This is a genomic window from Flavobacterium sp. UGB4466 (assembly GCF_903469665.1).
Taxonomy (GTDB): Bacteria; Bacteroidota; Bacteroidia; order Flavobacteriales; family Flavobacteriaceae; genus Flavobacterium; species Flavobacterium lipolyticum.
In genome coordinates this window covers 1-12,111 of sequence record NZ_CAGKLC010000031.1, presented here as the reverse complement: position 1 = coordinate 12,111, position 12,111 = coordinate 1, and the positions used below count along the sequence as shown (strand labels likewise).

Here is a 12,111-nt window from a genome sequence, read left to right as displayed (position 1 = left end):
AATTTGCGCCCGAAAGGTCGGGATGCAAAAATAAGACATTCCTAGTAAGAAGTAAAATTTAAAAGCTACTTTTTGGCTTTTTTTTACAAGAACTTTTTATCAAACATAAACGGGAGTAAATTTTTTAGGGATGCCGATTTGTAAACTTCTCCGATTTCTCCCATAAAAAAGATTTCAATAGGGGTGTCCTGTCTGATCTCGTATTCTGCAATAGATTGACGACAAGATCCACAAGGCGGAATCGGTGCTGTGGTCTGATTAGTGTCTGAAGCTGCTGTAATGGCTATTTTTAGAATTTTAGCTTCCGGATATACACTTCCGGCATGATAAATGGCAACACGTTCGGCGCATAATCCCGAAGGATATGCTGCATTTTCCTGATTAGATCCTATCACTATTTTTCCATTGTCTAAAAGTAAAGCAGCTCCAACCCGAAATTGAGAGTAGGGCGCATATGCTTTTTTGCGAACTTCGACCGCCTGACTCATTAACTCCTGAATGTCTTTTGGGAGTTCTTCAAGGTTATTGTAAATGTTGAAGGATGATGTAATGCTTATTTCTTTCATTTCTGTTTAAGGGAAAAAAAATCCAAATTCCTAAAGAAACAGGAATTTGGATTGTTATTAATTTTTTATTTTCTGGTTTTAATAAACTTCGTATTTGTCGCCAAAGTTAAAGGTTAAAGAAAAACGAAGTGTATTTTCTAACGGATTTTTAACTTTTGATGTTGAAAATAAATACGAAACGTCAACTTTTACTACATTGTATTTGAATCCTGCTCCTAAAGAGAAGAATTGTCTGGCTCCTTTTACAGGACTTTCATGAAAATATCCTGCTCTTACAGCAAAGGCATCCTGATACATATATTCTGCACCTACACTATAAGTGATTTCTTTTAATTCTTCACTGAAACCACCCGGAGCATCTCCGAAAGATTTAAAAATTCCGGATACCCAGCCAATGTCTTTGTAGGTTTTGTATTTTGCTGCATCAGCTTGTGCCTGAGAAATGTCTCCCGGATCTGTAAAATCACCATCACCGTTTGCATCTACAGGAGTTCCTGCTCCCGGAGGCGTTGGAACTAAAAGTTTGGTAAATTCAACACTAAGACCTACTTTGTTATAGTCGTCTAAGATGAAATCAAAACCTCCTCCTAATCTAAGGTTTGCCGGTAAAAAATTAGAACTGATATCGTCGTTATCGTAGCTTATTTTTTGTCCAAGGTTTTGCAGGTTGAAACCACCTCTCCATCTTCCGTTAAAATCAGCATAAGCGATTTCTTCTGATTGGTAGAATCCGGCAACGTCTATCGCAAAAGTGCTTGAAGCTGACGCGTCAACTTCTTCAGAAGCAATTTTCAGATTAGAACGAATGTATCTTGCGGCTACCGCCATTGAGAATTTCTCGCTTAATTTTAAAGAGTAAGAACCGTCTAAGGCAAACTCATTTGGAGAAACGATTCTTGCGGCTTCATTTGGGTCTCCGGTTGTTCTTAGTTCAATATCCCCAAAGCCAAAATAACGAAAGCTTCCTGCAAAGGCACTTCGGTCGTTAATTTTGTTGTAATAGGTTGCCTGACCTAATGAAATATCATTGGCTAAGTCTGTCAAATAAGGGGTGTAGCTGATAGAAAATCCTTGCTTGTCTACGGAGAAAGCATATTTCGCAGGGTTCCATTGTTGCGAATAAGCGTCGGCTGATGTAGCGACACCCTGATCGGCTAAACCTGCAGCTCTTGCGTCAGCTGCGACTAATAAAAAAGGTACTCCTGTAGTAATAGGGCGTTCAATGTTTTGAGCTTTTGCGTACGGAATAATTAAAAGGCAAATTAATAGAAGCGATATTTTTTTCATTTATGTTAGGTATGGTGTTGGTGATACAAATATATAGAATATTATAAAATGACAAGCTTTTCGTATTTTTCTGCTTTTTTATTTGTTAAATTAGATTTGACAGTGAGTTTGTAAATGTATACGCCTTTCCCGATTCGATCGCCAAAATCATCTTTTCCATCCCAGGTGATTTCTCTCGATAAAAAACCTTCTGTGGTGACGATTTGGTTTTTTGTCCAAACGACTTTTCCGGTTATAGTCATTACCTGAACTTGCACATCCAGAGGTTCGTAAGGCCTGTTGTGTGAAAACCAAAATTGCGTATAGGTTGAAAATGGGTTAGGATAATTAAGAACGTGTGTTAAGGTCAGCGATTCATTTCCAACAACTATAAATTGTATTTCACTCGTTACGGGATTGTTGTAAACGTCCCATGCTGTAAATGTTATCGTGTGCATTCCGGCAGCAAGATTTCGCAATGGAAAACGTAAATTTCCATTGGTGTAATCGTCAAGTTTTGTCTGATAATAATCATTTAGAACAAAAGGATTGCTTACATCGCCGTCCAGCACTGCTGTAATGTCATGCCCGATTCCGCTTGCTGTATTGATTCCGTTTTCATCTTCAAGAAACGCCAGTAAAAAGGGCGATTCGTTTGTAATTCCTCCCGATACAAAAGTTTCATCGTTCATATATAACTTCACTTTTGGACTTATATTGTCCTGTGGAGCATTTTCATTTATTCCTCCAATTTTTATAGTGGTGTTGTAACCTGATTGATTTTCAAGTGTTTGGTTTTTCTTTGCGTAAAAACTGATTCGACCGTAATCAACAGGAACACGGATGTCTCGGGGTACAACAAAGCTGAATTCAAACTGACCGTTGGTTACCGAAGCATTTCCTCTGAAGATAGTTTCTCCCAGTATTTTGAATGACATTGCAGGGCTATATCCATCATTATTTAGGGTGCTGGTGGTGATTAATTTGTCGAAGATGGCAGTTGCCAGTTCGCCATTGTAATTGCTTAACAGCGTGTTGTTTTCGTCTGTGATTTCTCCTGTGATTTTAATTTTTGACAAGGATTTAAAGTCGGGAATAGGCTGAGAAATCGCAATGTCATTGATTTTTGTTAAACTGATTTTTGGTTTCGGAATGGCAAGCATCAAAGCAGGATCGCCAATGTAAAAAATAACATTACTGGATGAGCTTGGGTTTTCATTTTTAGAAATTCGAAGTGCTTCGGCGATGCTTGTGTATTGGTTGGATCCGTATGAGAACAGGTTTTTGTTCAGGCTGTCATTAAAATTTTCTGCATTGTATTGTCCTATGGCGCGAATGGTGGTTAACATGGAGATGGCGCCTCCTTTTGGATTCCAAAAAGTATATTCTCCTGCGGTTGGTCTTGTTGGGTCGTCAAATCTCGAAAACTCGCAGGTTATTGTAATGAATAAGGGGTATTTGTATTGATTGTTCAGGTTTTGACCGTCTGATTTTTCCCAGATTCTTTCGGCTGCGAGACCGTCTTCGCCGCCATGTCCAAGGTAATTAAAGACTAAAGCACCTTTTTCAAAAGCATTAAATATATCGGTTCTTGCCTTCGGGTACCTCGATCCTCCTGCGGAAGCTTCCTGGGCGTAGGCATCAAGGAAAATCTTTTCTACGTTTAAAAATGGTTTTTGGGTTGAGATTGCATCGGCCAGGGTGTTCTGGCGTGATTGTAAGGTTGTGTCTGAGGTTCGGTCAGAGTCGTCACTTACCATAACAACATTGTTGCGCCAGTTTCCAAATGATTTCTGGTCGTGGTATTCTAAAACTTTGTTGACCATTTCTGCTGCCTGAGTATTGTCTGAAATTAACATTCTGCCTACAGCGATATCAATTCCTCCAAAAGGGAAAACGACAACCCCTTCATTGGCATCCATAAGCCCGTAAAAATCATCTGAGGCAAATGAGGCTTCTCCGGTAGAGTTGCTGACCACGGACTGATATACCGGTACAATGTTGGTATTGTTTGTAATTCGGTCTTTGTAGTCAAATGAGGCGTCTCCGAACAGATTTACGTATTTAAGTCTTTTTTCGGAAGCAGAAGCGTTGCTGTATAAGTATCGAATGCAGTTTCTAATGGCTGCCACGTCTTGTTTTCCGGAAGAGAATTCCTGGTAGATGTTCTCCAGTAGAATTACTTTTACATTCAAATTAGAATTTATCCGGTGGAAAGTAGCTAGTTTTTCAGCTTGAGAAACAAGGATTTTTGGCGTCACGATTATATAGTCGATGTCTTGAAAACTGTTTTGCGCATTCCTGAAAAGTGTTCCTTTTAAATTTTGGTTCGCAACTTTAGATTGACTTTCTTTTAAAGGAGCGTAATAATCGGCAGGGTCAAGGGCGATGTATGTTCTGATTTCACCTAACGATGCCTTAAAGCTTAAGTTGGCTTGGTTGTTGTTTTCTACTTTTAAGGTGTTAGTAGGATCAGTAACGTCCCAAATTTGAGAAATGGCGGCGGCATTTCCGATGGTGTAATTGGCTATTCCGGGAGTTGAACCTGCTAAATTGTATTGAAATCTGAATTGTTTACCGATGCCTAGAAGTTTTCTTTTGGCAGTCAGATTTATGAAATCAAGATAGCCTTTTGATCCGGGAACACCATTGTTGTTGTAGGTGAGTTTTATTTTTACATTTTCGGCTCCGGTAAAGGCTGCGTTGGAGGGTAATTCCTGATTGTAATATTTGATATCAGCATTTAGTGCCAAGGCTTGAAAATTAAGGCTTCCGATGTTTTGTCCGTTGGCCGAAATGGTAAACGAAGTAGGAGTGTAGGCTGCAGAGGCTGCTTTGAGTTCTATTTTTACAGGGACTGAAGTGTCGATGTTGGGAAAGTTAAAGCTGAATTCCTGCTCCTGAGTAATGTCAAAAGATTCTCCGCACCACTGGCGTCCCAAATGAGCGATGTTTATTTTGTCGATCTCATGAAATTGATAATCGTCGAAAGTATTGAGCTCTAAAGTGCTGTTGCCGGTGGGTTGATTTAGAGGAGCGATTCGTTTTCCATCACTGCCTGTAGTGGTAATATAATAATAGGATTTGGTGTCGTACAAGTTCAGGTTAGTCTGGCTTTCTGTGTTCCAGTTTTCAACGCCTTCACCATAAAAAAGAATATAATCTTCGTTGTTGAATACACCGTCTGTTTCACCAACGATCTGAATCGCATTTTCTGCCAGATCTTCCGGATAATAAGCGTTGTTGGCAAGAGGAAGCATTTTTCCTCCATTTCCATAAATTTTAATTCTTCTTGGATCTGTTTTTCCGGGGTCAAATCCCAGGCTTTGAAGAAAAGATCTCGAGATTTTGTAGATGCCCGATTTTTCAATGTAAAAACGATACCAGTCTCCCGTAGCTAATACAGAATTGTAAACTGTATTTGCTTTTTGAAAAGAAGAAGAAGTATTGTTTTTTGCAGTGCTATCGGAGGTTTTTTTGTAAGAAAAAGATCGGATTCGTTTGAAGCTGTTTCCTTCTTTTATAATAGGCGATAATGATAAGAATACCTGCTTTAGGTCTCTTGAGGTAGTTGTTTTAAGAGACTCATTTGGTTTTTCAGGGATATTCTCGAGCGAAAGGTCGCCCAGGTCGGCAGTTGAAACGGATTCGTAAACGACATTGAAAATTTGAATCGAATTGTAGTTTGAATAACCGGATTCGGTCAGATTGAGCAGTAATATTATGCTTTTTTTAGTAGTATCATACCGAAAACTGTTTCCGGAAAAATACGGTATTTTTAATTTTGAGTCGCCAAAACTCATCTCTTTTTTGTTTTGCCAATCTAACGTAAAGTCGCCATTTATCTGAGAAAATGAGATAAATGGAAGGAGAAAAAGATATAAGATCAGGACTTGTTTCATTAGCGGATAAAACGGTTTTTAATTAAAAATATTTTAGTAGGTAAAAATATAGTATTTCATGTTATAGTAAATAATAAAAAGTATATTTTTGCGTTCGTAACAATAGGTTATTTTCTGGTAAAAAACAGCGAAATAAAATTATTAGAACAGATGTTGCCAATTAAATGTTAATTATTATATTGCAGCACCTAAATTTATCACCTAAGAATGAGTATGAAAGTAAACAAAATTGTAGTCTTGCAATTAATGATGTCAATGGTATTGATGTTAGGCACGGCTAGTTGTAGCAAAAAATCGAGTTCCAGTCATGCTTCCAGGGCAACTGGTTGGGACGTAGACAGTCAAAATGGAACTGCTGCCAGAAATGCAGGAAAAAAACAACAGGCAGGTCCTGGTTTAGTTTTTGTTGAGGGAGGTACATTTACGATGGGTAAAGTACAAGATGATGTTATGCACGATTGGAATAACACACCAACTCAACAACACGTTCAGTCATTCTATATGGATGAAACGGAAGTTACAAACGGTATGTACTTAGAGTACCTGGAATGGTTAAAGAAAGTTTTCCCACCAACAGAAGAAAATTACAAGAATATTTACGAAGGAGCATCTCCTGATACTTTAGTATGGAGAAATCGTTTAGGATACAACGAAACGATGACAAACAACTACTTAAGACATCCATCTTACGCAAACTACCCGGTAGTAGGTGTAAATTGGATTCAGGCTGTTGAATTTGCTAAATGGAGAACTGATCGTGTGAACGAAGCAGTTTTAGAGAAAAACGGTTACCTTAAAAGAGGAGCAAAAACTCAGGATGTTAGCGCTGAAAGTTTATTTAATACAGAAGGTTATGTTGCTTCTCCAAGTACAACTTACGGAGGTAACGAAGAGCTTGTGTTAAAGAAAAACCCTAGCGGAAGAAAAAAACCTAAAGCAGGTAAAGACGGTGTTGTTCAGGAAGAGAAAAATGTATATGCACAACGTTCTTCAGGACTTATTTTGCCGGAATACAGACTTCCTACCGAAGCGGAGTGGGAATATGCTGCTGCTGCTGATGTTGGACAAAGAGAATACAATATCTATAAAGGACAAAAGAAATATCCTTGGTCTGGAGATTATACACGTTCTGCAAAACGTAAAAACAAAGGAGATCAATTGGCTAACTTCAAACAAGGAAACGGTGATTACGGTGGAATTGCAGGTTGGTCTGATGATGGTGCAGATATTACAAACTCTGTAAAAAGTTACGCTCCTAACGATTTTGGATTGTATGATATGGCAGGAAACGTTGCCGAATGGGTTGCTGACGTTTACAGACCTATTATCGATAACGAAGCAAATGATTTCAACTACTTTAGAGGAAATCAGTATGCTAAAAACAAAATCGGGAAAGATGGTAAAATTGAAATTATTACTAAAGATAATATTCAATACAAAACATTAAGTAATGGTAAAAAAGTAGCAACAAATTTACCTGGAGAAATTGCTCAGGTTCCTGTTGATGAAAATGAAACTTACTTAAGAACTAACTTCGATACAAGTAACAACATTAACTACAGAGACGGAGACAAGCAATCTTCTAAATATTTTGATTTCGGAGATTCTGAATCAGGATCAAAAGCAGATCAGGCGATGTACAACTCACCTAAACACAATATCACAACAGATAGTTTAGGTCAGATGGTTAAGAAATATGACAACTCAAGTAAACGTACAACATTAATCGATGATAATGTAAGAGTTTACAAAGGAGGTTCATGGAGAGACAGAGCTTATTGGCTGGATCCGGGTCAAAGAAGATATTTCCCTCAGGATATGGCAACTGATTACATCGGATTTAGATGTGCAATGTCCAGAGTAGGTGCTAAATCTGAGAAAAGAAAATCACCTAGAAACTAAAATCAAGAAAATTCAATAAAAAAATTCCAAATTCCAACTGATTTACGCAGCTTTTGGAATTTGGAATTTTTTTATTGCTTATTTTTAATATGTAAAATTTTTTATAAATGAATATTAAGGACCTTCATAATTTGTTTTTAAAATGTAAATCAGTTTCAATTGATACGAGAAAAATTGAAAAGGATTCTATGTTTTTTGCTATAAAAGGAGAAAACTTTGATGCCAATACTTTTGCTTCGCAGGCGCTAGAATTGGGAGCCTTGTTTGTTGTTATTGACAATGCCGCTTATGCTATTGACGACAGGACAATTTTGGTAGAAGACAGCTTAGAAACATTGCAGGAACTGGCAAAGTATCACAGAGCATATTTGAAACTTCCCATTATTGCTTTAACAGGAAGTAACGGAAAAACAACTACCAAGGAATTGATCAATGTAGTTTTATCTCAGAAGTTTAAAACCAAAGCAACTGTTGGGAACTTAAACAATCATATTGGGGTTCCGCTGACTTTGTTGTCTTTTACAAAAGAGACAGAAATCGGAATTGTTGAAATGGGAGCAAATCACAAGAAAGAAATAGCGTTCTTGTGTGAGATTGCACAGCCTGATTTTGGCTATATTACCAATTTCGGAAAAGCACATTTAGAAGGTTTTGGCGGTGTTGAAGGAGTAATTATTGGTAAAAGCGAGATGTACCAATATCTGGCGAAAAACCACAAGATTGCTTTTGTAAACCTCGAAGATCCAATCCAGATTGAAAAATCAGCCGGAATTGAATCTTTTACTTTTGGAGTGAATAATGCTCAGGCAAACCTGAAAATCAATAGTATTCAGGCCAATCCATTTGTGGTGATCGGGTACGATAATTTTAGCGTAGAATCGCATTTAATAGGACTTTATAACGCAAATAATATCAATGCGGCCGTAGCAATGGGAGCTTATTTTAAGGTAGAAGAAAAGGCGGTGAAACAGGCTATCGAAAATTACATACCGGAGAACAACAGATCTCAGTTATTAAAGAAGGGATTGAATGAGATTATTCTGGATGCCTACAATGCAAACCCGAGCAGTATGGCTGTGGCTATTACTAATTTCCTGCAATTGGAAAATTCGAACAAGGTCATGATCTTAGGTGATATGTTTGAACTTGGCGACGAAAGCCAACAGGAACATAAACAAATTGTAGATTCACTATCCGATCAAAATCAATCCGTTTGTTATTTGATTGGGAAGTACTTTTACGAAACAAAAGTGGTCAGCGACAAACTTCAGTTTTTTGAAACTTTTGATGTTTTTGCTGAGTTTTTGAAGACGATACATTTTAAAGAAAATACAATTCTGATAAAAGGATCCAGAGGCATGGCTTTGGAACGAACATTAGAATTTATAAACTAATAAAAAGGCATTCTCTACAGAATGCCTTTTTGTTTTTAGATACTCATCAGAAATCCAATCAGGTTTTCTTTTTTGTTTAAACCTAGTTTTTTCCGGAGTCGATAACGTGCTAATTCAACTCCACCTGTCGAAATATTCATAATTTCGGCTATTTCTTTGGTAGACATATTCATCAGTAAATAAGTGGATAAATCCAGTTCGCGTGGAGAAATTGTAGGATATTTTTCTTTTAAGCGTTTTAAGAATTCAAAATGTACATTTTTGATGTGCTTCTCCAGATCTTTCCAACTTTTGTCTGTGTTGACCTCTTTTACAATGCTTTTGTTTAGCTTGCTCACCTGAAATTTTGTCGATTCGTCGAGAGCATCGTTGTCGATTTCTTTTAGTTTGTGAATGATGCCATTTAAGACTTTGTTTTTCTTTACAACCTGAAGGGAATTGCTCACCAGTTCTTTGTCTTTGGCGAGGATTTTTATCTGAAGTTTGTCGCTTTTTAGGCGTTCAATTTCTTTCTCCAGTTCGTGTTGCTCGTGTCTGATCTTAGATTCCTTTTCGAGATACAGTCTTCTTTGCTCTATCGTTTCATAGTATTTGTTCTTTCTGATTTTGAGTTTAACTCTGTTTGAGACAATATAGATTGCTGCCAGAAGTAATAAAAAGTAGGTCAGATAGGCCAGGAAATGTCTGTACCAGGGAGGTGAGATGGTAAAAATGATTTCAGACACACCGGATTCCCTGCCGTAGCTGTTTTTTGCTTTAATTTTCATGGTGTACTTGCCTTCTCTCAGGTTGGTGTATTCTTTTATGGAAGTGCCCGACCAATTGCGCCAGTTTTCTTCAAATGGTTCCAGTTTGTAGGAGTACGTTACATTCTCCTGATTTTCGAAGGTAGGAGAGGAGAACGTAAATTTGACGTGATTGGACTGATAAGGAATTAAAAGGTCTGTTAACGGTTTTTCAAGATTACCTGTGATAATCGTATCGCTGGTAGAGGAGAAACTTTCAAAAAAGACCTTAGGTTTTGTGATGAATTTATTTGAAATTTGAGAATCATAATGGGCGAGTCCATCCGTTAGCCCTATAAAAATGTTCTTCGGATCGATTGTATTGACCGAAATATATTTGTTTACCAGATTACCTGTTAAATTAGAAAATGGTGCTTCTGTGCGGATGTATTTTCCATTGGGGCCTTTAATTAAAACACCAAGTGATTCATTGTAGGAATACCATAAATTGTTGTATTTGTCTTCTATTATAGTGTTTACAGTCGGAATTTTTTCGAATAAAGCGGTTACTTTTTTGTCCTCAAAAAAGTCTTCCTGTTCGTCACTGTATCTGTAAAAGTGATTTTTGGTTTGAAAGTAAACTTTGTTGTTGATCAATTGAAGACTTCCTATTCCTTTTTTCGATGTTGAAATGTGAGCGTGTTTTTTTACAAGGTCAAATCGTTTTAAATCCTCAGACAATCTCATCTGATACAGATAAGGATCTTTTTTCAGCCACAAATAATTGTTGTCAAGCTCGATTTCAAATGTATTTGTAGTCTCGTCAAATCCCGCCACCTGATTAACGTAAGTGATTTTGTTTGCAGAGTTTTTAAAGATAGAAAAACCATTGTAGCTCTCGCCAATAATGTAACCGGGGTGGTTTGGAATGGTTTTGAAGCCGAAATAACCTCTATTGTCCAGTGTTTTTGAAACTCTGTTTTGTTCAATTACCAAGGCGCCGCTATTGCTTGCACACAAAAGAGTATTATTGATGACCTGAATGTTCCAGGCTTGTGCAATGGTACCCTCGACGCGGTTGAAGGGTTCATCTTTAAAAGGAGCGTTCCAGGAATGATAAAATAAACCCTGATTGGTGGCAACATATAGGTTTTTGTTGAAAATCACAGATGCATAAACAGTACCTATATTATAACTATAATCAAAAAAGGTAAAAGGAGAGTTTTGGTTTATAAAGGCGATTCCGTTATCCAGTCCTAGCCATAGATTGTTTTTATTGTCAACAAAAGAGGTCAGTACCGTATTGTTTTGGAGTCCTTTTTGTCGGTTGAGATGCTGAAGGATTTTTCCATTCAGGTCGCAAATGACGGCACCATTGAGAACCGAATTGAGTACGATGAATTTGTTTCCGATAATTGCTCCGCCCAAAGAGGTGTTCTTTTTGATGAAACTATTTGCTTCGGTTTCCCAAGTTGTAATGCTATTATAGTCATAAGTAAAAAGTCCTTTTTCTAAGGTTGCAAAAAGTAATTTGTTGTTGGGTAGCGGAAACATCGCCCAGATCTCTTTGTCGTTTAAAGCAGTGGTTCCTTTTAAAGGAGTTAGTTTCTGGTTCTTGTATTCTAAAATACCCAGAACTTTATCCTGAAAATAAAGATGTTGCCTTATTAGAAAAGAGAATTGAAATCTTCTTGGGGCATTGATAAGACGCAGTTTGTTGTTTTTGTAAAAGAACACCTTGGTGAAAGATTGAAATACGACTTCTCCCTTATAAAGATGTATTCTCCAGATCAGGTTAATGTTTCTGCTATCTTTTTTACTGATTAAGGCAGAAAGGGAATGGTATTGTAATCTGCCTTTTGCATCACTCTTAAAATAACCAAATTCATTATTCCCACCAACATATATTCTGCCAGACTGGTCGTCTATTTTTAAGCTTCTGATGGCAGTATTGTTGGGAAGCGGATATTTGTTCCAGGTTGATCCGTCAAACTGGATTAAGCCGTTATTGTTTGCGAAATAAATATTGCCATTTTTATCCTGATCAATATTCCAATTTTGAGTGCCTCCTTTATAATCGGATCGTTTATAGTTTTTGATTGCGGGTAATCCGATGTTTTTTACTTGGGAAAAAATAGTAAAAGGCAGTATAAAAAGGATAAAAATCGAAATAGATGCATTTGCGAATTTCATAATTTTAGATCAGGGTTTCTATTAGTAATGTTTTGTAATCCTCTCTATTTGGATTATTGCAATCGGAATATTGTGTTTTTCTATGGAAATTCTTCATAAAATCGAAAATAATTCATTTTTAGTAAATGTAGTGTTTATTTTATTTAGTTAACAATTCTATAAC

The 12,111-nt window shown here is 37.1% G+C and carries 6 protein-coding genes; 2 read left to right on the top strand and 4 right to left on the bottom strand.

The genetic code is table 11. The annotated features are described in order from the left end of the window. Window positions 1–83 precede the first annotated feature (83 nt). From cdd to porU, 3 genes are all read right to left on the bottom strand, one after another. Window positions 84–566 (bottom strand): cytidine deaminase, encoded by a 483-nt coding sequence (cdd, locus tag JO950_RS10060; protein WP_202702523.1) that lies wholly within the window; start codon window positions 564–566, stop codon window positions 84–86. A 78-nt stretch (window positions 567–644) separates the two neighbouring features. After that, window positions 645–1,853, bottom strand: a complete 1,209-nt coding sequence (gene porV / locus JO950_RS10055; RefSeq protein ID WP_202702522.1) for a type IX secretion system outer membrane channel protein PorV — start codon at window positions 1,851–1,853, stop codon at window positions 645–647. 41 nt (window positions 1,854–1,894) lie between these two features. Beyond that, window positions 1,895–5,734, bottom strand: coding sequence for a type IX secretion system sortase PorU (gene porU, locus JO950_RS10050; protein ID WP_202702521.1), 3,840 nt, complete (start codon window positions 5,732–5,734; stop codon window positions 1,895–1,897). Window positions 5,735–5,947: 213 nt separating this feature from the next. Here porU and gldJ point away from each other — a divergent pair, with 213 nt between their 5' ends. Both gldJ and murF read left to right on the top strand, forming a co-directional pair. After that, window positions 5,948–7,636, top strand: a complete 1,689-nt coding sequence (gene gldJ, locus JO950_RS10045) for a gliding motility lipoprotein GldJ (protein WP_202702520.1) — start codon at window positions 5,948–5,950, stop codon at window positions 7,634–7,636. A 107-nt stretch (window positions 7,637–7,743) separates the two neighbouring features. Next, window positions 7,744–9,030: a UDP-N-acetylmuramoyl-tripeptide--D-alanyl-D-alanine ligase gene (gene murF / locus JO950_RS10040; RefSeq protein WP_202702519.1), complete on the top strand. Its 1,287-nt coding sequence runs from the start codon at window positions 7,744–7,746 to the stop codon at window positions 9,028–9,030. A gap of 35 nt (window positions 9,031–9,065) precedes the next feature. Here murF and JO950_RS10035 read toward each other — a convergent pair whose 3' ends face one another. Further along, window positions 9,066–11,948 carry a triple tyrosine motif-containing protein gene (locus tag JO950_RS10035; RefSeq protein WP_202702518.1) on the bottom strand — a complete coding sequence of 961 codons (2,883 nt, stop codon included), beginning with the start codon at window positions 11,946–11,948 and terminating at the stop codon, window positions 9,066–9,068. Window positions 11,949–12,111 lie beyond the last annotated feature (163 nt).

Bases quoted from the DNA above. Each gene is read 5' to 3' on its own strand.
- cdd (WP_202702523.1), bottom strand. From the start codon at position 566: ATGAAAGAAATAAGCATTACATCATCCTTCAACATTTACAATAACCTT.
- porV (WP_202702522.1), bottom strand. From the start codon at position 1,853: ATGAAAAAAATATCGCTTCTATTAATTTGCCTTTTAATTATTCCGTAC.
- porU (WP_202702521.1), bottom strand. From the start codon at position 5,734: ATGAAACAAGTCCTGATCTTATATCTTTTTCTCCTTCCATTTATCTCA.
- gldJ (WP_202702520.1), top strand. From the start codon at position 5,948: ATGAAAGTAAACAAAATTGTAGTCTTGCAATTAATGATGTCAATGGTA.
- murF (WP_202702519.1), top strand. From the start codon at position 7,744: ATGAATATTAAGGACCTTCATAATTTGTTTTTAAAATGTAAATCAGTT.
- JO950_RS10035 (WP_202702518.1), bottom strand. From the start codon at position 11,948: ATGAAATTCGCAAATGCATCTATTTCGATTTTTATCCTTTTTATACTG.